This window comes from Amycolatopsis heterodermiae (assembly GCF_034929455.1).
Taxonomy (GTDB): Bacteria; Actinomycetota; Actinomycetes; order Mycobacteriales; family Pseudonocardiaceae; genus Amycolatopsis; species Amycolatopsis heterodermiae.
In genome coordinates, this window is the sequence record NZ_JAYFSI010000007.1 from 426,897 (window position 1) to 448,173 (window position 21,277).

General features: G+C 71.0%; 24 protein-coding genes and 1 tRNA gene. 19 read left to right on the top strand and 6 right to left on the bottom strand.

What is annotated here, in order from left to right; genetic code table 11:
* Nucleotides 1-9 precede the first annotated feature (9 nt).
* The 5 genes from VA596_RS29785 to VA596_RS29805 all read left to right on the top strand — a co-directional run bounded on the left by VA596_RS29785 (nucleotide 10) and on the right by VA596_RS29805 (nucleotide 3,355).
* Nucleotides 10-537: a TetR/AcrR family transcriptional regulator gene (locus VA596_RS29785; RefSeq protein ID WP_323331492.1), complete on the top strand. Its 528-nt coding sequence runs from the start codon at nucleotides 10-12 to the stop codon at nucleotides 535-537.
* Nucleotides 538-630: 93 nt separating this feature from the next.
* Entirely contained in the window at nucleotides 631-1,053 is a 423-nt protein-coding gene (locus VA596_RS29790) for a hypothetical protein (protein ID WP_323331493.1), read from the top strand.
* Nucleotides 1,050-1,238, top strand: coding sequence for a hypothetical protein (locus tag VA596_RS29795; RefSeq protein ID WP_323331494.1), 189 nt, complete (start codon nucleotides 1,050-1,052; stop codon nucleotides 1,236-1,238). The genes VA596_RS29790 and VA596_RS29795 overlap by 4 nt, the downstream gene beginning before the upstream one ends.
* 45 nt (nucleotides 1,239-1,283) lie before the next feature.
* The gene (locus tag VA596_RS29800; protein ID WP_323331495.1) at nucleotides 1,284-1,970 is read left to right on the top strand and encodes a response regulator transcription factor; all 687 of its coding nucleotides are present in this window, start codon (nucleotides 1,284-1,286) and stop codon (nucleotides 1,968-1,970) included.
* A complete protein-coding gene (locus tag VA596_RS29805; RefSeq protein ID WP_323331496.1) occupies nucleotides 1,967-3,355 on the top strand; it encodes a sensor histidine kinase in 1,389 nt (462 codons plus the stop codon). The genes VA596_RS29800 and VA596_RS29805 overlap by 4 nt, the downstream gene beginning before the upstream one ends.
* Before the next feature lie 208 nt (nucleotides 3,356-3,563).
* On the opposite strand, the gene VA596_RS29810 is transcribed toward VA596_RS29805, so the two are convergent.
* Complete coding sequence (locus VA596_RS29810) at nucleotides 3,564-3,968, bottom strand: ester cyclase (protein WP_323331497.1); 405 nt, start codon at nucleotides 3,966-3,968, stop codon at nucleotides 3,564-3,566.
* A gap of 81 nt (nucleotides 3,969-4,049) precedes the next feature.
* On the opposite strand from VA596_RS29810, the gene VA596_RS29815 reads away from it, so the two are divergent.
* From VA596_RS29815 to VA596_RS29845, 7 genes are all read left to right on the top strand, one after another.
* Complete coding sequence (locus VA596_RS29815; protein WP_323331498.1) at nucleotides 4,050-4,586, top strand: TetR/AcrR family transcriptional regulator; 537 nt, start codon at nucleotides 4,050-4,052, stop codon at nucleotides 4,584-4,586.
* Between the two features lie 357 nt (nucleotides 4,587-4,943).
* Complete coding sequence (locus VA596_RS29820; protein ID WP_323331499.1) at nucleotides 4,944-5,840, top strand: LysR family transcriptional regulator; 897 nt, start codon at nucleotides 4,944-4,946, stop codon at nucleotides 5,838-5,840.
* Between the two features lie 116 nt (nucleotides 5,841-5,956).
* Nucleotides 5,957-7,102 (top strand): CaiB/BaiF CoA transferase family protein, encoded by a 1,146-nt coding sequence (locus VA596_RS29825; RefSeq protein WP_323331500.1) that lies wholly within the window; start codon nucleotides 5,957-5,959, stop codon nucleotides 7,100-7,102.
* A gap of 15 nt (nucleotides 7,103-7,117) precedes the next feature.
* Complete coding sequence (locus VA596_RS29830; protein WP_323331501.1) at nucleotides 7,118-7,861, top strand: crotonase/enoyl-CoA hydratase family protein; 744 nt, start codon at nucleotides 7,118-7,120, stop codon at nucleotides 7,859-7,861.
* Between the two features lies 1 nt (nucleotide 7,862).
* Nucleotides 7,863-8,609 carry an acetoacetate decarboxylase gene (locus VA596_RS29835; protein WP_323331502.1) on the top strand — a complete coding sequence of 249 codons (747 nt, stop codon included), beginning with the start codon at nucleotides 7,863-7,865 and terminating at the stop codon, nucleotides 8,607-8,609.
* Nucleotides 8,606-9,511, top strand: coding sequence for a 3-hydroxyacyl-CoA dehydrogenase NAD-binding domain-containing protein (locus VA596_RS29840; protein WP_323331503.1), 906 nt, complete (start codon nucleotides 8,606-8,608; stop codon nucleotides 9,509-9,511). The genes VA596_RS29835 and VA596_RS29840 overlap by 4 nt, the downstream gene beginning before the upstream one ends.
* 1 nt (nucleotide 9,512) lies before the next feature.
* Entirely contained in the window at nucleotides 9,513-10,703 is a 1,191-nt protein-coding gene (locus tag VA596_RS29845) for an acyl-CoA dehydrogenase family protein (protein WP_323331504.1), read from the top strand.
* 6 nt (nucleotides 10,704-10,709) lie between these two features.
* Here the strand turns inward: VA596_RS29845 and VA596_RS29850 are convergent, their stop codons facing one another.
* On the bottom strand, nucleotides 10,710-11,924 hold the full coding sequence (locus tag VA596_RS29850; RefSeq protein WP_323331505.1) for an LCP family protein: 1,215 nt from the start codon (nucleotides 11,922-11,924) through the stop codon (nucleotides 10,710-10,712).
* 208 nt (nucleotides 11,925-12,132) lie between these two features.
* On the bottom strand, nucleotides 12,133-12,876 hold the full coding sequence (locus VA596_RS29855; RefSeq protein ID WP_323331506.1) for an SDR family NAD(P)-dependent oxidoreductase: 744 nt from the start codon (nucleotides 12,874-12,876) through the stop codon (nucleotides 12,133-12,135).
* Nucleotides 12,877-12,972: 96 nt separating this feature from the next.
* Here VA596_RS29855 and VA596_RS29860 point away from each other — a divergent pair, with 96 nt between their 5' ends.
* The 3 genes from VA596_RS29860 to VA596_RS29870 are packed head-to-tail and all read left to right on the top strand — an operon-like array spanning nucleotide 12,973 to nucleotide 16,169.
* Entirely contained in the window at nucleotides 12,973-13,593 is a 621-nt protein-coding gene (locus VA596_RS29860) for a TetR/AcrR family transcriptional regulator (protein ID WP_323331507.1), read from the top strand.
* A 35-nt stretch (nucleotides 13,594-13,628) separates the two neighbouring features.
* The gene (locus VA596_RS29865) at nucleotides 13,629-15,191 is read left to right on the top strand and encodes an MDR family MFS transporter (protein WP_323331508.1); all 1,563 of its coding nucleotides are present in this window, start codon (nucleotides 13,629-13,631) and stop codon (nucleotides 15,189-15,191) included.
* A 9-nt stretch (nucleotides 15,192-15,200) separates the two neighbouring features.
* On the top strand, nucleotides 15,201-16,169 hold the full coding sequence (locus VA596_RS29870) for an RNA polymerase subunit sigma-70 (RefSeq protein WP_323331509.1): 969 nt from the start codon (nucleotides 15,201-15,203) through the stop codon (nucleotides 16,167-16,169).
* A 352-nt stretch (nucleotides 16,170-16,521) separates the two neighbouring features.
* On the opposite strand, the gene VA596_RS29875 is transcribed toward VA596_RS29870, so the two are convergent.
* Nucleotides 16,522-16,785 (bottom strand): WhiB family transcriptional regulator, encoded by a 264-nt coding sequence (locus VA596_RS29875; RefSeq protein WP_323331510.1) that lies wholly within the window; start codon nucleotides 16,783-16,785, stop codon nucleotides 16,522-16,524.
* Nucleotides 16,786-17,360: 575 nt separating this feature from the next.
* On the opposite strand from VA596_RS29875, the gene VA596_RS29880 reads away from it, so the two are divergent.
* Nucleotides 17,361-17,852, top strand: coding sequence for an RNA polymerase sigma factor (locus tag VA596_RS29880; RefSeq protein WP_323331511.1), 492 nt, complete (start codon nucleotides 17,361-17,363; stop codon nucleotides 17,850-17,852).
* A gap of 147 nt (nucleotides 17,853-17,999) precedes the next feature.
* Complete coding sequence (gene shbA, locus VA596_RS29885; RefSeq protein ID WP_323331645.1) at nucleotides 18,000-18,596, top strand: RNA polymerase sigma factor ShbA; 597 nt, start codon at nucleotides 18,000-18,002, stop codon at nucleotides 18,594-18,596.
* On the opposite strand, the gene VA596_RS29890 is transcribed toward shbA, so the two are convergent.
* Nucleotides 18,597-19,430, bottom strand: a complete 834-nt coding sequence (locus VA596_RS29890) for a LysR family transcriptional regulator (RefSeq protein ID WP_323331512.1) — start codon at nucleotides 19,428-19,430, stop codon at nucleotides 18,597-18,599. It abuts the gene before it with no gap.
* Nucleotides 19,431-19,526: 96 nt separating this feature from the next.
* Between VA596_RS29890 and VA596_RS29895 the strand changes: the two genes are divergently transcribed.
* Nucleotides 19,527-20,492, top strand: coding sequence for a bile acid:sodium symporter family protein (locus VA596_RS29895; RefSeq protein WP_323331513.1), 966 nt, complete (start codon nucleotides 19,527-19,529; stop codon nucleotides 20,490-20,492).
* Between the two features lie 139 nt (nucleotides 20,493-20,631).
* Here the strand turns inward: VA596_RS29895 and VA596_RS29900 are convergent.
* Nucleotides 20,632-20,705: transfer RNA gene (locus VA596_RS29900), tRNA-Ile, on the bottom strand.
* Nucleotides 20,706-20,894: 189 nt separating this feature from the next.
* Here VA596_RS29900 and VA596_RS29905 point away from each other — a divergent pair.
* Nucleotides 20,895-21,167 (top strand): hypothetical protein, encoded by a 273-nt coding sequence (locus tag VA596_RS29905; protein ID WP_323331514.1) that lies wholly within the window; start codon nucleotides 20,895-20,897, stop codon nucleotides 21,165-21,167.
* Nucleotides 21,168-21,277: the final 110 nt, after the last annotated feature.

A 21,277-nucleotide genomic window follows, 5' to 3' on the forward strand; every position in this document is an offset into this window, starting at 1 on the left:
ATCTGGTACATGATCGACACAAGCCCGCGGGACAGGCTGCTCGACGCGGCGATCGACCACATCGCCCACCACGGCGGGGCGAGCAAGAGCCTGCGCGCGCTGGCGACCGGCCTCGGTACCAGCCACCGGATGCTCATCTACCACTTCGGCTCGAAGGAAGGCCTGCTCACGGCCGTCGCGCGCGAGGTCGAGGCCCGGCAGCGCACGGCACTGGCCGACGTCGGCGAGGGCCGTGAATTCTGGCGGCGGCTGACCGACGAGGACCTGCGCGCCAACGAGAAGCTCTTCTTCCAGCTCTGGGGCCAGGCCCTCGGCGGCACCCCGGGCACGACGGAGTTCCTGGACGGCGTGATCGACGACTGGCTCGACCCGATCGAGGCCCTGCTCGCGCGCTACGGCGTCCCCGAGGCCGACCGGCCCGCGCACGCCCGGCTCGGGCTGGCCGTCACCCGCGGCCTGCTGCTGGACCTCGTCACGACCGGCGACCGCGAGGCCGTCGACGCCGCGATGGAGCGGTTCCTCGCGATGTACGAGTAGGCCTTACAGAGCCCGAACATTCGGCGCACGCCGTCCGAACACCCGCCCGCGAAAGTTCTCCTCGTACCGGACACCTTCCCTGAAGGAGACACCATGCGAGGACCCATCTGGACGCGGCGGCTGGCGCTGGCGGGCGCCGGGAGCGCGGCCTGCCTGCTGGCGCTGGCGCCGCTGGCCTCGGCCCAGACGACGTCCCCGGCGCCGGTCGCGCCGATCACGCTCAGCCCCGAGGAGTCGCAGCAGGTCTGCGGCGACTGGGTGCCGAAGCTGCAGAAGCGCGCCGACAGCCTGGAGAAGCGGATCAACGGCGGCCCGGAGGTCGCCGGCTCGGTCGCCAACCTCAAGGCCCGCGCGCAGGACCAGCGCACGGCCGGGCACAACGACCGCGCCACCAAGCTCGACGAGCGCGCCACCAAGCGGCAGGGCAAGGTCGGCGAGCTGACCACCGCGAAGCAGAAGCTCGACGCCTTCGCGTCCGCCCACTGCAAGCCGGCCGCCCCGGCGCCGACCAAGTGAGGGCGGCGAGGATCGCGGCGGCGGTCGGGGCCGCCGCGCTGATCACGCTCGGCTGCTCGGCCTGCCGCGACAACCTGGTGGGCTCACCCGACTCGGGGACCTCGCCGGCGTCGTCCGAACTGAGCGGCATCGAGTCGACACTCAACGGCGTCGAGTCCGACATGAACAGCGATGGCTCACCCTGACCGGCTAGCGTCTCCCCTCTGACGACGGTGGAGACAGGAGCAGGCATGGGGTCACCGGGGCGCGGCCTCGTCCTCGTGGTCGAGGACGAGGCCGCGATCGCCGAACTGGCGGCGCTGTACCTCAAGCGCGACGGCTTCGGGGTGCACGTCGAGGCGGACGGCGGGCGCGCGCTCGACGCCGTCCGGCGGCTCAAGCCGGTGGCGATCGTGCTCGACATCGGACTGTCCGGAATGGACGGTATCGAGATCTGCAAGACGCTGCGCGCGGCCGGGGACTGGACGCCGGTGCTGTTCGTCACCGCCCGCGACGACGAGCTGGATCGGTTGCTGGGCCTGGAGATCGGTGCTGACGACTACCTGACCAAGCCGTTCAGCCCGCGTGAGCTGGCCGCGCGCGTCCGGACCGTGCTGCGGCGCGCTTCCGGCGCGGCGCCGGCCCCGGCGGCGTTCAGCGTCGGCGCGGCGCGGGTCGACCTCACGAGCCGCCGCGCGTGGGCCGGAGACGTCGAAATCTCGCTGACGTCCACGGAGTTCGACCTGCTCACGCACCTGCTCCGGCACCCGGGGCAGGTGCTTTCGCGCGACCAGCTGCTCAGTGCCGTCTGGGGATACGCCGCGGCGGCCGGCACGCGCACGGTGGACGTCCACGTCGCGCAGCTGCGGGCGAAACTCGGCGCGTCCAGTCCGATCAGGACGGTCCGCGGCATCGGCTACGCGGCGGACCCGGCATGAGGTACCGCGGCACCCTGGCCGGGCGGATCACGCTCGTCTGCCTCGCCGTCGCCGGGATCGCGGTGATCGTGGCCGGGTTCGTGGCGGCGCGGCTGATCCGGACCACGGCGGACAACGTGCTGCAGACGTCGCTCTCGGCCCAGGCCGACGTCGTCGCGTCGCAGCTCGACGAGACCGGCATCGGCAACCGGCTCGGCGTCGGCAAGGTCGCCGACGTCGTGCGCGGCCAGGGCATCTCGGTCGTCGTGCGGCGCGCGGGCGGCCAGCCCGCCGGGGACGCGGTGTCCGTGCAGGCGGCGGCGAAGGCGGGGCTCGGCGCGCGGCGCTCGGAGCGGGTGGTCGTCGCGGGCTCGCAGTACCTGGTGGAAACGCGGCCGGTCGGCACGCGCGGGGCGGCGTTCGCGCTGGTCCTGCCGGCGCGCAACGCCGAGACGACGCAGCGCGCGCTCGTCCGGAACATCCTGTTCGCGCTGGGGATCGGGCTGCTGGTGGCGGCCGCCGCCGGGTTCGCGTCCGGGCGGCTGCTGGGCCGTCCGCTGCGCCGCGCGGCCGCGGCCGCCGGTTCGCTGCGGGCCGGCCGGCGGGACGTCCGGGTGCCGGTCGAGGGGCCGCGGGAGGTCGCGGAGGTGGCGGGCTCGCTGAACTCGCTGGCCGACGCGCTGGCTCACAGTGAGGCGCGGCAGCGGGACTTCCTGCTGTCGGTGTCGCACGAGCTGCGGACGCCGCTGACGGCGGTGACGGGCTTCGCGGAGGCGATCGCGGACGGCGTCGCGTCGGGCGACGACGCCCAGCGCGCCGGGCAGACGATCCAGCGGGAGGCCCAGCGGCTGGAACGCCTGGTCACGGACCTGCTGGAACTGGCCCGGCTGGGTGCCGACGAATTCCGCCTGGACGTCACGACCCTGGACCTGGGCGCGCTGCTGCGCGACTGCGCGGAGGTCTGGCAGCTGCGGTGCGCACGCGAAAACGTCCAGCTTCAGGTTTTCGCTCCGGCGGGCCCGGTGCCGGTGACCGCCGACGCCCGCCGCTTGCACCAGGTGGTCGACGGCCTGGCCGAGAACGCCCTCCGGGTCACCCCCGCGGGTGCCCCGATGGTCTTCGCCCTTTCGGTCTCCGGCTCCGACGCCTGCCTTTCGGTCCGCGACGGCGGCCCGGGCCTGGCCCCGGAGGACTACCCGGTGGCGTTCGAACGCGGCGTCCTGAACGCCCGCTACCGCGACCGCCGCCCGGTGGGCTCCGGCATCGGCCTGGCCCTGGTCCACGGCCTGGTCACCCGCATGGGCGGCGCCCTGACCGCGGGCCCAGCGCCCGAAGGCGGCGCGGCCTTCACGATCACGCTCCCCCTGGCCGCGTCCACGGCCACAGTCCCCATCCCCCGCCCCTGACCCGCCCTCCCACCTCACGACTAACCCACCAGGTACGGGAACCAGCCTTCTGAGTGGGCGAGTCGACCCTCCAATCACGAGTCGACCCTCCAATCACGCGTGATGCCCGCTCAATCACGCGAGATGCCTCCTCAATCACATGAGTTACGCGCCCAATCACGCGAGTTCCGCTCTCGATCGCGCGAGATCCGGGCCAAGCGCGCGGCGGTCAGGCCGGCGGGGCCAGCTGGGCCGCGCGGTCGGTCACGTCCATCACGGCCCAGTGCTCGACGACCCGGCCGTCGCGGACGCGGATCATGTCCATGCTGGTCACGGCGTAACTGCGGCCGGTCGAGATCTGCGTTCCCGTGCTCGTGTAGCGGTTCACCGAGTACTCGCCGTCGGCGACGTTCTGCTCGACCCGGACGCCCACGTCGCGGAAGTCGGCGAAGAACTCGCCGTCCAGCATGGCTTCCCACTTCGTGCGCCAGGCGTCGATGCCGTGGTGGTCGCCGCCGGCGCCGCCGCGGTGGTCGACCACGTCCGGGTCGATGTAGCGCAGGCCCTCGGCGACGCTCTCGGCGGTGAACGGCGTCAGCGCGATCAACCGGCGGTGCACATCGGCGGCGTCCATGCTCACTCCTTAAGTGGGGATCTCCCCAGTTAGTGTTCGGCTACGCTAACTGGGGAGATCCCCACTTGGCAAGGGAGCAGCATGACGGCACGGGCCCGCAGGGCGGACGCGCGGGACAACCAGGCGCTGCTGCTCGCCGCCGCGAAGGAGGTCTTCGCCGAAGACGGGCCGGACGCGCCGCTCGACCACGTCGCCCGCCGCGCCGGCGTCGGCAACGCGACGATGTACCGGCACTTCCCGAACCGTCGCGAACTGGTCGTCGCGGTGTACGCCGACGAAGTCGCGGAGCTGCGAAGCCGCGCAGACCTCGACGCGGACGACGCCGGCGAAGCGCTCTTCGCCTGGCTCGGGCTGTTCGTCGAGCACGTCCGGACCAAGCGCGCGCTCGCGCTGTCGCTGGCCGATCCCGCGGGTGACCACGAGAGCCTGTTCGCCGGCTGGCACGCCGCGATGAACACGACCGCCGCCACCCTGCTCGGCCGCGCCCGGGCCGCCGGCGCCGTCGCCCCCGACGTCACCGAGCTGGACCTCCTCCTGCTCGCGACCGGCATCGCCCTCTCGGGTGGCGAGCCCTCCCGGCTGCTCACCCTGGTCCGCCGCGGCGCGTCGGCCCGCTGACCCGGTATCGGGACGGCGAACTGGCGCACCCGGACGGTCGGCTCGCGCTTCCGGAGGGTCGGCTCACGTGACCGGAGACGTAACTTGCGTGATCAGCCGCGCGACTCGCGTGATTGGGCGCGCAACTCGCGTGATTGGGCGGGCATCACGCGTGATTGAAGGGGCATCACCTGTGAATGGGAGGTCGACTCGCGTGATTGGACGGGCATCACGCGTGATTAGGCAGGCATCACGCGTGATTGGACGGGCATCACGCGTGACTGGAGGGACATCACGCGTGATTGAAGGGACGACACGTGTGATTGGGGGTCGACACGTGATCGGGAGGGCGACACGGTGGGTCGTTAGGGTCTGGGGATGGAGATGCTGCACCTGCGCTACTTCGTCGCGGTCGCCGAGGAGCTGAACTTCTCGGCGGCGGCCCGGAAGCTGCACATGGCCGCGTCGCCGTTGAGCCAGCGGATCAAGGACCTCGAGCACGAGCTCGGGCAGCAGCTGTTCGACCGCAGCACCCACCACGTCACGCTCACCGGCGCCGGGAGCGCGTTGCTGCCGCTCGCGCGGGACGTGCTCGAGCAGGTGAGCACCATCCCCTGGAAGCTCGAAGAAGCGATGCGGCCGCAGCGCAGCACCGTCTTCCTCGGCATGCCCGCCGGCGTGCACCCCGACCTGCGGGAGCGGGTCAACGCCCTGGCCGAGCGGGTCAAGGCGCGCTACGAGCTCAAGCGCTGGCCCGGCACCACCGCCGACCTCGTCCAGGGCGTGCACGACGGGAAGCTCGCGCTCACCCTCGCCCGGCTGCCGGTCACCGATCCGGCGCTGGAGCAGCTGCCCGTGATGTCGGAACGGCTCGGCGCGGTCGTGCCGGCCGACCTGTTCGCCGGACGGGACTCCGTCGCCCTGGCCGAGCTGGCCGAATTCCCGTACGTGGCCTCACCTGGGGAAATCACGCCCGCGTACTTCGACCAGCTCGACCATCAATTGACCGAGCTGGGCATCAAGAAACGTATCCGGCTGACCAACACCGGCTACGGCGGGACGTCCGAAATCATTTCCAGCGGCGAGGCCTTCTCGATTTCCATGCTCGACGACCGGAGCCCGATGCACGGCTACCGCCTGGACAACGTGATCGTGCTGCCGTTCAGCGACTTCCAGCCACAGCTGGACACGGGCCTGCTGTGGCGACGGGACCGCGATCTCGAAGGGCTCGTCGAAGCCGCGAAAGACATCTTCGCGGAGCCGATCATCACGTGAACAATGGTATGACCACCGCAGTCATACCATTGTGCGCATCATGATCATTCCCTTTCGCGCCGCCCGCGCCTACGTTCGTAAGTAGAGCGAAACAGCAAGGCGCGAAAGGACGAACGATGACGAACATCACCGCCGGCCCGCTGGACGGCGTGCGTGTGATCGACCTCTCGACCGTGGTGATGGGCCCGTACGCGGCCCAGATCATGGGCGACCTCGGCGCCGACGTGATCAAGATCGAGTCCCCCGCGGACACCGTGCGGGTCGGCCAGTACCGCACCACGCCGGGCATGACCCCGCTGAACCTCAACGTCAACCGCAACAAGCGCAGCGTGGCCCTCAACCTCAAGGACGAGGCCGAGCGCGAGCAGGCCCTCAAGCTGATCGACACGGCCGACGTGCTGATCACCAACATGCGCCCCGGCGCGCTGGCCCGGCTCGGCCTGAACTACGCCGACGTCGCCGCGCGCAACCCGCGCCTGGTCTACGCCCACGCGCAGGGCTTCCGCAGCGACTCCGACCAGGCCGGCAACGCCGCCTACGACGAGACCGTGCAGGCCTCCTCCGGCCTCGTCGACGTGGCCAACCGCGCGCTCGGCCGGCCGGTCTACCTGCCGACGATCATCGGCGACAAGGTGTCGTCGCTGACCATCGCCTACAGCGTGCTCGCCGCGCTGATCCACCGCGACAAGACCGGTGAGGGCCAGCAGATCGAGATCCCGATGACGGACACGCTGCTCGCGTTCAACCTGGTCGAGCACCTCGCCGGGCACACCTACGAGCCCGCCGAAGGCCCCACCGGTTTCGGGCTGTCGATGACGAAGGGCCACGCCGCCGTCCACACCAAGGACGGCCTCGCCTGCGTCATCCCCTACAACCCCAAGAACTTCCGCGACTTCTTCGCCGCGGCGGGACGCCCGGAGCTGGCCGCCGACCCACGGGTCAACGGCGAGGCCATCGACCGCACCGACAACGAGTGGCTCACCGAGCAGATCGCCGCGTGCGCCCCGGCGCTGACCACCGGCGAGTGGGCGGAGGTCTGCGCGAAGCACAGCATCCCGATGGCGCCGGTGCTCGAACTGGACCGGGCGCACGAGGACGGCTACGTCCGCGAAGGCCACCTGCTCGACACCGTCGAGCACCCGAGCGAGGGCACCATCCGCACCGTCGGCATCCCGGTCAAGTTCTCCGCGACGCCCGGCTCGATCCGCCGCCTGGCCCCGCTGGCCGGCCAGGACACCGCCGAAGTCCTCGCGGAACTCTGAGAAAGAAGCAGCACCATGAGCGAAGTACGTACTGAGCGGATCGGCAGCACCCTGCTGATCACGATCGACCGGCCGCAGGCCCGCAACGCGGTCAACGCCGCCGTCGCGACGCAGCTGGCCGCCGCGCTGGACGAGCTGGAAGCCGACCCGACGCTGCGGGCGGGCGTCCTGACCGGCGCCGACAACACCTTCAGCGCCGGGATGGACCTCAAGGCCGCGCTCAAGGGCGAGTCGCCGGAGATCCCGGGACGCGGGTTCGGCGGCCTGACCGAAGCCGAGCTGGCCAAGCCGCTGATCGCCGCCGTCGAGGGGTTCGCCATGGGCGGCGGGTTCGAACTGGCCCTGGGCTGCGACCTGATCGTCGCCGCCGAAGACGCCAAGTTCGGCCTTCCGGAAGTGAAGCGCGGCCTGATCGCCGCCGGCGGTGGCGTCATCCGGCTGCCGAAGCGGATCCCGCACCACCTCGCGATGGAGTTCCTGCTCACCGGCGAGCCGGTCACCGGCCGCCGCGCGGGTGAGCTGGGCCTGGTCAACCGCGTGACGCCGAGTGGCGACGCCGCCGCCGTCGCGCTGCAGCTGGCCGAGAAGCTGGCGGAGAACGCGCCCCTGGCGCTGGCCGCCGTCAAGAAGATCGTGCGTGCCGCGGATCCCGCAGCCGTACAGCGCGAAGAAATCCAGAAACTGATGCAGTCCCACGACGTCCGCGAGGGCATGACCGCCTTCGCCGAGCGCCGCAGTCCGAAGTGGACCGGTGAGTGACATGAAGATCGACGAAGTCCGCCAGCACGTGACGACGCCTCTGACCGCCCCGGCGTTCGCGCCCGTGGTCCCGAGGTTCACCAACCGCGAGTACCTGAACATCGTCTACCGCACCGACGCCGACGCCCTGCGCGCCGTCGTGCCGGAGCCGCTCCAGGTCGAAGAACCGTTGGTGCGCTTCGAGGTCATGAAGATGGGCGACGTCTCCGGCTACGGCCCGTACACCGAGTCCGGCCAGGCGATCGAGGTCACCTTCGACGGCGAACGCGGCGAGTACCTGCACGCGATGTACCTCGACAACTTCCCGGCCACGGCGTCCGGGCGCGAGGTCAGCGCGTACCCGAAGACGGTCGGCAGCCCGAGTCTGTATGTCGACAACGGCGTCCTGGTGGGCACGCTGGACTACGGGACGCTCCGGGTGGCGACCGCGACCATGGGCTACAAGCACCACGAGCTGGACGTCCGCGAGGCCGAGAAGCAGATCACGGTCCCGACGTTCATGTTCAAGACCATCCCGGACTACGACGGCACCCCGCGGGTGCAGGAGCTGGTCCGCACCGAGATCACCGACGTCGTGGTCAAGGAGGCCTACACCGGCCCCGCGCGGCTGCAGCTGTTCCAGCACGTCCTGGCGCCGCTGGCCGACCTGCCCGTGCTGGAGGTCGTGTCGGCCAGCCACATCCTCACCGACCTGACGCTCGCTCCGGTCAAGCCGGTCTTCGACTACTTGAAGGAGACCCAGTCATGAAGAACGCAGCAGTCATCGGCGCCGGCACCATCGGCCTGTCCTGGACGGCGCTGTTCGCCCACCACGGCCTGACCGTCCGGGTCACCGACCCGCGACCCGACCTCGCCGAGGCCATCACCGACGCGCTCGAGACGTTCGCCCCGCACCTCGGCACGACCGCCGGCGAGCTGGCGAGCCGGGTGCACGTCGCCGCCGACGTCACCGAAGCCGTGAAGGACGCGGATGTCGTGCAGGAGAACGGTCCCGAGAACGTCGAGTTCAAAAAGGACCTCTTCAAGCAGCTCGTCGCGGAAGCCCCCCAGCACGCCCTGCTGCTGAGTTCGTCGAGCGCGATCCCGTCGACCGCGTTCACCGGCGAGATCGACGCAAGCAGGGTCCTCATCGGACACCCGTTCAACCCGCCGCACCTGATCCCGCTGGTCGAGGTCGTCCCCGGCGAGCGCACCAGCGAGCAAAGCGTCGAAACCGCCGTCGCCTTCTACACCTCCCTCGGCCGGACGCCGGTCGTGGAGCGCAAGGAGATCCCCGGGTTCGTCGGCAACCGGCTGCAGAACGCGCTGAGCCGCGAGGCGATCTACCTCGTCGAGCAGGGTGTCGTGACGCCAGAAGACCTCGACAAGGTGATCACGAACTCGCTGGGCATCCGCTGGGCCACCGTCGGGCCGTTCCTCGGCTCGCACCTCGGTGGCGGTCCCGGCGGGTACCGGCACATGGCCGAGCACATCGGCAAGTCCATGAAGAAGATGTGGGCCGGGCTGGGCAACCCCAGCCAGAGCCCCGAAGAGCAGGAACGGCTGATCGAAGCCGTCGAAAAGGCTTACGGCTCCTCCACGTACTCGGAACTCGCCGAGACGCGCGACCGCAAGCAGCTCGCCGTTCTGCACGCAGTGGAGGAGAACTGACATGGAACCGCTCAAGGACAAGTTGACCGCCGACTTCTACGACTTCGAAGCGCTGCTCCCGGACGACGAGCGCAAGCTGCTCGTCCAGGCCCGCGAGTTCATGCGGAACGACGTGAAGCCGCTGGTGAACGAGAACTGGGAGAAGGGCACCTTCCCGAAGGAACTGATCGGGATGTTCCGCGAGAGCGGGCTCGCGGGCCTGCCCTACGAGGGTTACGGCGAGCACAAGCCCGCGGTCAGCCACCTGCTCACCGGCATGATGGCGATGGAGATGAGCCGCACCGACGCTTCGGTCGCGACGTTCTTCGGTGTCCACAACGGACTCGCGATGTACTCGATCTACAGCGGAGGAAGCCAGGAGCAGCGTGACCGCTGGCTCCCGGAGATGGCCGCGATGGACAAGATCGGCGCGTTCGCGATGACCGAGCCGCTCGGCGGTTCAGACGTCGCGGGCGGCATGCGCACCACCGCCAAGCGTGACGGCGACAGCTGGATCCTCAACGGCGCCAAGAAGTGGATCGGCAACGCGACCTTCGCGGACTACATCGTCGTCTGGGCGCGGGACGTCGACGACAACCACGTCAAGGGTTTCGTCGTCGAGAAGGACATGCCGGGATTCGTGCCGGAGAAGATCGAGGGCAAGATCGCGTTCCGGATCGTCGAGAACGCCGAGATCACCCTGACCGACGTCCGGGTGCCGGAGGCCAACCGCCTGCAGGGCATCAACGGCTTCCGCGACGTCGCGGAGATCCTGCGCGCCACCCGCGGCGGTGTCGCCTGGCAGGCGCTCGGCGTGGCCATCGGCGCCTACGAAGCCGCGCTCGCCTACGCCCAGGAGCGGCAGCAGTTCGGCCGGCCGATCGCCCGCTTCCAGCTGGTGCAGGACCTGCTCGTGAAGAGCCTCGGCAACATCACCGCGTCGTGGGGCATGCTCGTGCAGCTCGCCCGCCTGCAGGACGCCGGGATCTTCAAGGACGAGCACTCGTCGCTGGCCAAGGCGTTCGTGACGTCCCGGATGCGCGAGGTCGTCGCCTGGAGCCGGGAGATCTTCGGCGGCAACGGGATCGTCCTCGGCTACGACGTCGCGCGGTTCTTCGCCGACGCGGAGGCGATCTACTCGTTCGAAGGCACGCGCGAGATGAACACGCTGATCGTCGGCAAGGCGATCACCGGGCAGTCCGCATTCGTGTAAAGACGCTCAGTTCACGCAGCCGGCGGCCGTCGAGGTCGCCGGCTGCTTCTGCGTGGAGGCCAGAGCGCCCGGCGTGGGTGTCGTCGTCCCGGTCGCGGCGACCGGGCGGACACCGGCCGCCGCGTCACCCGACGCCTGCACCGACGGGGTGCTGATCGCCGTGCGCACGAACTGCTGGACCTGGCCCGGGTCGACCTTCACCGCGTCGCCGTCGGACGGCGTCGCCAGCGAGAGGCTCTGCACCGGGATCGTGGCGAACCCGATCGCGCCCGACGTCATCCCCCGCAGCTGCTGCGCGAAGCTCAGCACGTCCCAGCCGCGGTCCAGCACCACCGCGCCCTGCACCGCGCTGACCAGCGCGTTCAGCTTCGCCGGGTCGGTGAACGTGCCCGCGCTGAGGATGTTCTTCGCCATCCCGGACAGGAACGCCTGCTGCCGCGCGATGCGGTCGAGGTCGCCGTTGAGCAGGCCGTGGCGCTGCCGGACGAACGCGAGCGCCTGGGCGCCGGACAGCGTCTGCGGCCCGGCCGGGAAGTCCGCGCCGGAGTAGGTGTCGTGCACCGGCGCCTTGAGGCAGACCTCGACGCCGCCGACGGCCTGCGACAGCGCGTCGAACCCGGCGAGGTTGATCGACGCGTAGTGGTTGATCGTCAGGCCGGTGAACTTCTCGACGGTCTGGATGGTGGTCTTCGCGCCGGCCTCGTTCGCCGCCACCTCCAGCTGCGCGCCGGACAGCCCCTGAGCCCGCAGACCGGACATCGAGGCGTTCTTGCCGCGGCTGTACGCCGAGTTGATCTTGTGCTTGCCGTAGCCGCCCGCGATGTCCACATAGGAGTCGCGCGGGATCGAGATCGCGGTCGCCGCGGCGCCGCCGGCCGGGATGTGCACCACGATGATCGTGTCCGTGGTGTCGCCGCCGTCGTCGCTGCTGCCCGCGTGCAGGGCGTCGAGAACGTTCTGCGGCAACGGGTTGCCGTACGCGTCGGTCCGCGCGTCGATCCCGGCGAGCAGGATGTTCTGGGCGACCTTGAGCGGTTCGCCGGGCGGGGTGTCTTCGGCGTCGATCTGGGCGGCGGGCGGGATGACGTTGGCCGTGACGATGCCCTCGTCCAGCTTGCTCAGCTGCGACCACGCGTACCCGGTCGCGGCGAGCACCAGCGTCGACACGACGCCGAGCACCACGCGGCCGCCGACGCGGCTCCCCCGGGACGACCACAGCACGACAGTTTCCCCTGCTTCCCTCGATGAGCCCCTGTCTTCGAGGATCACCGCGCTAGCTGGGAATTACCTGAGAAACTTGTTGAAAGCTTGTGACGCTGCCCGATCGGCCGAGCGAGAACGAGCCCATCGGCCGATTTCGCGACGCACCGTGCCGGAGCGGGCACGGGAAAGTGCTGTGGCGCCTGCCACACACGTCCCGGTTACCGGGTCAACGCGGCATCCTGCGCCAGATCGCGCGGGGCAGCAAGCGCATTCCGAAGAAGACCGGACGGAGTACTCCCGGCACCCAGACGACCCCGCGCCCACGGCGCAGCGCGGCGACCGTCGCGTCCGCGACCTGATCCGGCGTGCTCGAGAACGGCGCCGGGGACATGCCCTCGGTCATCCGCCCGATCACGAAGCCCGGGCGCACCAGCAGCAGGTGGACGCCGGAGCCGTGCAGCGCGTCGGCGAGGCCGCTGGCGAAACCGTCGAGGCCGGCCTTCGCCGAGCCGTAGACGTAGTTCGCGCGGCGCACCCGCACCCCCGCCACCGAGGAGAACACGACGAGACGGCCGTGCCCCTGCGCGCGCAGCAGGTTCGCCGCGTGGGTCAAGACGCCGACCTGGGCGACGTAGTCGGTGTGGACGATCGCGGCGGCGTGGGCGGCGTCGGCCTCCGCACGCTCCTGGTCGCCGAGGATGCCGAAGGCGAGCACGACGACGTCCAGGGGCCCGTGGCCGGCCGCGACCTTCTCCAGGAATGCGCCGTGTGCGGCGAGGTCGTCGGCGTCGAACTCGGCCGTTTCGACGGTTTCGGCACCCGCTTCACGCAGCGCGGCGACCTCCGCGGCCAGGTCGGCGCCCGGCCGCGCGGCCAGCACGAACCGCCGCGTGTCCCCGTTGACCAGGCGTTTCGCCACGGCCAGCCCGATCTCGCTGCGTCCACCGAGCACCAGCACCGTTCCGCTCACCCGGGCAGTCTCCCAGCCGGGACCACCACCCGCGAAGGCAGGTCGGTGCACGAGATGCAACTTTGCATGACGTGCAAGTTCCGCTACCGTAGTGACGTGCCCCCACCTCCCGGCCTGCGTGAGCGCAAGAAGTACGAAACGCACCGCGCGCTGGCCGTCGCCGCCGTCGAACTCGTCGCCGAGCGCGGCCTCGACGCCGTCACGGTGGAGGACATCGCGGCCGCGGCCGGCGTCTCGGTCCGCACGTTCTTCAACTACTTCGCGTCCAAAGAGGACGCGGTGGTGATCGCCTTCCCGGACCACCTCGAACGCACCGAGCGCGCCGTCGAGCGGTTCCTCGCCCAGCCGGCCGAGCTGTCCACAATGGACGCACTGGTCGCCGTCATGCGCGAAGAGGTCGCCGACGTCGGGGAAAACCCGCGGGAGTGGCTGGCCCGGATGACCGCGATCAAGAAGAACCCGGCCCTGTTCCACCGCGCGGTGACCATGAACGCCCAGCAGGCCGAGCCGTTGACCGCGGCGATCGCCCGGCGCGCCGGGTGCGAGCAGGGTGACCTGTTCCCGTCGCTGCTGCTGGCCGTGGTCGGTGGCGCGATGAGCGCCGCGCTGCTGCGGTGGCGTGAGCTGGACGGCAAGGACACCACGGTCACCGAGCTCTTCGACGAGGCCGTGGCGAGCGTCGCCGCCGGCCTGCCCGACCCGCCACGGACCCGCTGACCCGGTCCGGATCCGACACCCAGGGGGGGACACCCATGTCCACGACCGCCGACCCACCGCAGACGACGACGGCCGGCCCGATGAGCCGCCGGCAGGTGCTCGAAGCCATGTCCGGGCTGATGATGGGCATCTTCGTCGCCATCCTGGCCTCGACCGTGGTGGCCAACGCGCTGCCGCGGATCGTCAGCGAGCTGGGCGGCTCGCAGTCGTCCTACACCTGGGTGGTCACCACCGAGCTGCTGGCGATGACGGCGACGGTCCCGTTGTGGGGCAAGCTTTCCGACCTCTACAACAAGAAGCTGCTGATCCAGGTTTCGCTGGCGCTGTTCGTGGTCGGCTCGCTCGTGGCCGGGTTCGCCGGCAACATCGAGGTGCTGATCGCCAGCCGGGTCGCGCAGGGCATCGGCGGCGGCGGGCTCACCGCGCTCGCCCAGGTGATCATGGCCGCCATCGTGTCGCCGCGTGAGCTGGGCAAGTTCTCCGGGATCTTCGGCGGCGTGTTCGCCGTCGGCACCGTCGCCGGCCCGCTGATCGGCGGCGTCCTGGTCGACACGTCGTGGCTCGGCTGGCGCTGGTGCTTCTTCCTCGGCGTGCCGTTCGCCGTCGCCGCGATCCTGCTGCTGCAGCGGACGTTGAAGCTGCCGACGGTGCGCCGGGACGTGAAGGTCGACTACCTGGGCGCGTTCCTCATCATGGCCGGGGTTTCGACGCTGCTGGTCTGGTCGTCGCTGGCCGGGCACCAGTTCGCCTGGGGCTCCTGGCAGACCGCCGTGCTGGTGACCACCGGCCTGGTCGTGCTGGCGCTGGCCGTGCTGGTCGAGGCGAAGGTGCGCGAGCCGATCCTGCCGCTGGGCCTGTTCCGCAACCGCACGATCACGCTGACCACGGTGGCCAGCTTCCTGGTCGGCGTCGCGATGTTCGGCGGCACGGTGTTCCTGTCGCAGTACTTCCAGCTGGCGCTGGGCAAGTCGCCGACGGTGGCCGGGCTGATGAGCCTGCCGATGATCTTCGGCCTGCTCGTCTCCTCGACCGTGTCGGGCCAGCTGATCAGCCGGACGGGCAAGTGGAAGGCGCACCTGGTCCTCGGCGCCATCCTGCTGGCGGCCGGGCTCGGGCTGCTCGGCACGATCGACGCGCACACGAGCGTGCTCATGCTGAGCCTGTTCATGGTGGTGCTCGGCGTCGGCGTCGGCATGCTGATGCAGAACCTGGTGCTCGTTGCCCAGAACGACGTCCCGGCGCACGACCTCGGCGCGGCGACGTCCACGCTGTCGTTCTTCCGCAGCCTCGGCGGCTCGATCGGGGTGAGCGCGCTCGGCGCGGTGCTCGCCGACCGCGTGACGACGCTGATCACGGCGGGCCTCGGCCCGCTGCCGGGCGGCGGCAGCTCGGAGACGGTGCCGAACCTGGCGACGCTGCCCGAGCCGGTGGCGAGAGTGATCCGCGAGGCGTACGGCACGGCGACCAGCGACCTGTTCCTGATCGCGGCGCCGATCGCGCTGCTGGTGGTCGTCGCGGTGGCGTTCCTCAAGCACCTGCCGCTCAAGACGCAGAGCGGCCTGGAGCGGCTGGCGGACGAGGAGCCCGCGGTGCGCTAGCTTGCCCGGGTGGACTTCGAAAGCGTCGTCGAGCGCCACCGCCGGGAGATCCAGGTGCACTGCTACCGGATGCTCGGTTCGCTGAGCGACGCCGAGGACCTCACGCAGGAGACGTTCCTGCGGGCGTGGAAGAGCCGCGACGGGTTCGAAGGCCGCGCGAGCGTGCGCACCTGGCTCTACCGGATCGCGACGAACGCGTGCCTCGACACGCTCGCCCGCCGTCCGCGGCGGGTGCTGCCCGACCAGCTGGGCCCGTCCGGGGAACCGGACGGGCCCCTCGCGTCGGCCGACCTGCCGTGGCTGGAGCCGTACCCGGACCGGCTGCTCGACGACCTGGTCGTCGAGCGCGAGACCATCGAGCTGGCGTTCCTCGCCGCCGTGCAGTACCTGCCGCCGCGGCAGCGGGCGGTGCTCATGCTGCGGGACGTGCTCGGCTGGCCGGCGAAGGAGACGGCGTCGGTGCTGGAAACGACCGTCGCGTCGGCGAACAGCGCGCTCCAGCGGGCCCGGACGACGCTGCGCGAGCGGCTGCCCGCTCGCCGGGCCGAGTGGTCCGCGGGTGATCCGACGGCCGAGGAGGCCGCGCTGCTCAAGCGGTTCGTCGCGGCGTACGAGCAGGGTGACCCGAACGCCGTGGCGCGGCTGCTGCACGAGGACGCGCAGGCGATCATGCCGCCGTACACGCTGTGGTTCGGCTCGCGCGACGCGATCGTCCGGGCCCTCTCGCTCAGCCTGGACCCGGCCGCGCCGACGTGCGTCGGCCGGTTCCGGATGCTACCGATCCACGCCAACCGCCAGCCCGCGGTGGCGACGTACCTGCGCCGCCCCGGCGAAGACGGCTACCGCTGGTTCGGCGTGACGCTGCTGACCGTCGAACGCGGCCTGGTCGCGGCGATGGCGGCCTTCGAGGCCTCCTCGCCGGCGCCGTGGGGCCTGCCGGAAACCTGGCCCGCGGAGGGCTTCCCGACTCCGGAGTAAGCCCGCTGGGAGAGCACGAACGCGGATCCCGCGTGTCCGGGCCCATGGCTCGCGTGCTCGGGACGGGACTCGCGCGACCCGGCTTCCGTCACGCGAGTCACGGCTCGGGTCGCGCGGAAGTGTGCCGGGTCTCCCGGAGTGCCCGCGCAGGGCACGATCGCGGATCCCGCGGTGAGGCCGGAAACGCCGTGAATGGGGCGCCGACAATGCGTCACCCACACCAGGCAAAAGAAATGCCCGGGTGGGTGATTCCCGCGGGAATCACCCACCCGGGCGCACGCACATCCGGTATTCGTTTCTCCGGATTCGGTGTTTGCTTTCAGGCCGCCGGGAAGAGGTCACCGGGCGGCGGTCAGGCCACTCGGTCCCGCTGGGGCGCCGTGCGCACCAGCTGCCGGCGTTCGACTGCGGTGTACCCGCCGAAGACGCCGTGGTCCAGGCCGTTGTCCAGCGCGTAGCCGAGGCACTCGGCGCGTACCGGGCAGCGACCGCACACCGCCTTCGCGTGGGACGTCTGCCGGGCGCCCGGACCGACCTCGGAGATCGGGAAGAACAGTTCCGGGTCCTCGTCCTTGCAGGCCGCGAGTTCCGCCCAGCCCGTCATCGTGGCTTCCATTTCCTTCGTTCACCTCCCTAGCTCTCTTGTTTCCCATTGTCATGGCGCGTCAACCGACTTGACCGCCGCGGGCGCGCAAGCGTATCCGCGTGGGTCAAGGGGGTTTTGGCGTCGGTCCCCGGCTCACCCTCCGGGCAACCAAGACTGCAACACGTGAGAGTACGCCTTTCTTCCGGGGATCTCGATGTCGATCACGTCACCCGATCGACGGCACCGGCCCCGGCGCGTCCCCTTGCACCCCCGCGCCCGGGCCCCATCACCGACGCCGGTTTCCCGCGACGGCAACGACTTCCGGCTCGGCCGCGACGGCCGCGCACCGGGACGCGCGGTCGCCGGCCGGTGACCGGAAGTCACCGTTCGCGGGTGCGTCTTCGGCTGGAGCCGGGGCGCCCGTGGTTTCGGTCTCCGTGACTCATCCCGGCCGGGTACCCAAGATCGCCGGGCTAACCCGTCACTTTCCGTGACCCGGATGGCGCACCGCATTACTCCTACCGTGTAGTCGTGATCGAATCGTTACACGTAGCGGTCACCTCACCGCACCTGTCCCTGTGGAGGCGAGGGGTGGTGAGACGGCCGTGTGCGGTCGAGACGAGTTCGACGCGTTCTTCCGCGCCGACTTCCCGCCACTCGTGGCGTTCCTGTGCAAGGCCGGGTTCGAGGTCGAAACCGCGCGTGACGTGGCCGCCGAGGCGATGCTGCACGCGCTCGAGGAGTGGCCGGCCATCGAGGAACCGCGGGCCTGGGTGCGCCGCGTCGCCGGGCGGCTGATCGGCACGCCGGACCCCGAGGCGCGCGTGGACTGGGCCCCGATCGCCGACCCTCGGGACGACGAAAAGCTGTCCGCGCTGGTGGAGCCGCACGGCGACCTCATCGAGCTGCTCGCGACGCTCCCCGGCCAGCAGCGGCTGGTCCTCGCGTGGTCGCTCGACGGGTTCACCCCCGCGCAGATCGCGAAGGCGCTCCGGGTCGCCCCGGCGACCGTGCGCTCGAACCTCCGCCACGTACGGGAACGCCTCCGGCGTCACCGGGCCGCACCACCCGAAGATCAGCGGGACAGGGGAAGGTGAGCTGAAATGCCGGCAACCGAGTACGGGGATCGCGCGATCACCGAGCAGCTGCGGGAGTCGAACGCCGCGCTGCACGACTCGCTGCGCGTCGGCCTCGACGTGGAGGGCACGCTGCTGCGGGTCCGCGGCCGGGCGCTGGTCCGGGAGATAGCCGCGGCGCAACCGGCCGCCGAGTTCCCGTCCCACTGGCGACGGCACGACGAGCCGGTCGCCGACGCGATCGCCGGCGACGACGCCGCGATCGCCCGGCTGCTCGCGACGATCCGGCCGCTGGTGGTGCGCTACTGCCGGGCCCGCGTCGGGCGCAACGAGCGGACCTTCGCCTCGGCCGACGACGTCGCCCAGGAGGTCTGCCTCGCGGTGCTGACCGCGCTGCCGTCCTACCGCGACCAGGGCCGCCCGTTCCTCGCCTTCGTCTACGGCATCGCCCAGCACAAGGTCGCCGACGCGCACCGCGCCGCGGCCCGCAACCGCACCGACCCGGTGGCCGACGTCCCCGACGGCGTCGCCGAGACCGCCGGGCCGGAGCAGCGGGCGCTCCAGTTCGAGCTCAACGAGCGGCTCACGCGGCTGATGGAGATCCTGCCGGAGAAGCAGCGCGAGATCGTCGTGCTGCGGGTGGTCGTCGGCCTGTCGGCGGAGGAGACGGCCGGCGTGGTCGGCTCGACGCCGGGCGCGGTCCGCGTCGCGCAGCACCGCGCGCTGGCCCGGCTCCGGCGCCTGCTGACCGGTGACGAAGAGTAGTCAGCGTCCCACGCGGTCCAGGACGAACTCCGCCAGGGCCGCCGCGGGCTCCTCCATCGACTCGCGGGCCAGCAGCATGAACTCGATGTCGCCGGGCTCGGGCAGGCCGTCGAGCTCGACGAGGTCGGCCGGGACGAGGCTGCGCGCGTGCAGCGTGACGCCGAGCCCGGCCGCCGCCGCGGCCCGCAGGCCGGTCAGGCTCGAGGTCTGGCAGGCGGCCCGCCACTCCAGGCCGGCGCGCTCGAGGCACTCCACCGCGAGCTGCCGGGTGATCGACGGCATCGGGTACTGCACCAGCGGCACCGGCTCCCCCGGCTCCAGCGCGGTGGCCGCCGAACCGATCCACACCAGCGGTTCCCGCCACAGCAGCCGGCCGTGGTGCGCGCCCGGGCGGCGCTTGCCGAGGACGAGGTCCAGCTGCCCGGCCCGCAGCCGCTGCGCCAGGACGTCCGACAGCTCGACGGTCAGCTCGACGTCGACCAGCGGGTGACTGCGGCGCAGCCGGTGCAGGATCTCCGGCAGCTCGCCCAGCGCGAAGTCCTCGGACACCCCGAAGCGGACGCGGCCGCGCAGCCCGGCCCCGCGGAAGTGCCGCTGCGCGCGCTCTTCGGTGTCCACGATGGTCTGCGCGAACCCCACCATCGCCTGCCCGCGCGCGGTGAGCTCGACGGTGTGGGTGTCGCGGGCGAACAGCGTCCCCCCGGCGTCGCGCTCCAGCCGCCGGACGTGCTGGCTGACGGTCGGCTGGCCGACGCCGAGCCGGCGCGCGGCCGCGGTGAAGCTGCGCGTCTCGGCGACGGCGAGGAAGGAACGGCACAGCCGCGGGTCCAGCATCGGGTCACTTTATCGCGATTCGCGATGACAGTCAGTCCGGTCATCGGGGTTCACTATGAGCGCGGGGCGTTCGAGAATGGCCGTGGAAGGAGATCCATGTCCCGCTTGCGTCTCGACCCGTTCATCGTCGCCATCCTCGCCACCGTCGGCGTCGCCACGCTGCTGCCCGCTTCGGGGGCCGTGGCCAGCGGGTTCGGCACCGCCACGACGGTCGCCGTCGGGCTGCTGTTCTTCCTCTACGGCGCCCGGCTGTCCACGCAGGAGGCTCTCGAGGGGCTGCGGCACTGGCGGCTGCACTCGGTCGTGCTCGCCTCGACGTTCGTGTTGTTCCCGCTGCTCGGCCTGGCCGTGACGCTGCTGCCGTCGTCGGTGCTGCCCGGGCAGCTCGCCGCCGGGGTGCTGTTCCTGTCCGTGCTGCCCTCGACGGTGCAGTCGTCGATCGCGTTCACGTCGATCGCGCGGGGCAACGTCGCGGCCGCGATCTGCAGCGCGTCGCTGTCCAACCTGGCCGGGATCGTGCTGACGCCGGTCCTGGTGGCGCTGTTGCTGTCCGGTGACGGCGCCGGTGTCGACGGCTCGGCCGTGCTCGGGATCGTGCTGCAGCTGCTCGCGCCGTTCGTCGCGGGTCAGCTGGCGCGGCGCTGGATCGGCGACTGGATCACCCGGAACTCCGCGCCGCTCAAGCTGTTCGACCGCGGGTCGATCCTGCTGGTGGTCTACACGGCGTTCAGCGCGGGCATGACCGAGGGCATCTGGCACCGGCTCGACGTCGGTCACCTGCTGGTGCTGGCGGCGGTGTGCGTCGTGATGCTCGCGGCGGTGCTGTGGGCGACCGGCTGGGGCGCGAAGCTGCTCGGTTTCGCGCGCGCCGACCGGATCACCATAGTGTTCTGCGGCTCGAAGAAGAGCCTGGCCAGCGGCCTCCCGATGGCAACAGTGCTGTTCGGGCACGCCCAGGTAGGCCTGATCGTGCTCCCCCTAATGCTGTTCCACCAGCTACAGCTGATCATCTGCGCAACAATGGCCCGCCGCTACGCCGCCGAAGAACTAGTCGCCGCCTAAAGGTCCATTGTGGACAGTCAGCGCCGCCTTAGGTGACACGCGTTTGCGCACCGGGGGTCCGGGGGTCGCCCCCCGGGTAGATACCGCGGGCACCGGGAGTAAGTCCCGAAGGGGCTTGCGAACAGCAAGACCCACCTCGTGGGGCGGGCGGGGCTCGAACCCGCGGCCAAGGGATTATGAGTCCCCTGCTCTAACCAACTGAGCTACCGCCCCCGGCCCCGGTGCGCGTGACGGCACGGGGATTTGCTGTTGCAAAGAAGACCCAGTTCGGTTCAAGTTATCACAGCGGCCATCCGGGCTGATCCGGTAGGCCAAACAGGTTGTCGTGGCTGCCGGACGGGGGCACGCTCGTCTAAGTTGCAAGGACGTTGCCGCTGAACGGCCCCGGCGGAGGGTGACCCGATGGCCATTGCACTCCAGGCCGTGCCGTCGCGAGCGCTCCAGCTGGCCCTGCTCGACGCCCTGATCGCGGGAGCCGGCCTCGGCTACCTCGCGCACCAGTACCGGGAGGCGCTCGTGGCGAACTCCGCGGCCATCGGCCTGGGCCTGCTGCTGCTGTTCGCCCTGGGCTACGGCATCCGCGCGGCGGCGCGAGTCCTGCTGCGCGCCGGCTCACGCGTCGACGCCATCTTCGCCGAGGAACTGCGGGACAAGCCGTCGCCGCGGCCGAGGTGACCTGAGGTCGTTGCCGGGCAAGGGTTTCGCCCCGGATTCCGCAGTGCCGATCAACCACCTGCCGGTGTGCTGGTGGTCGGAAACAGGAAGTCCGACGAGGTGGGTGCCGG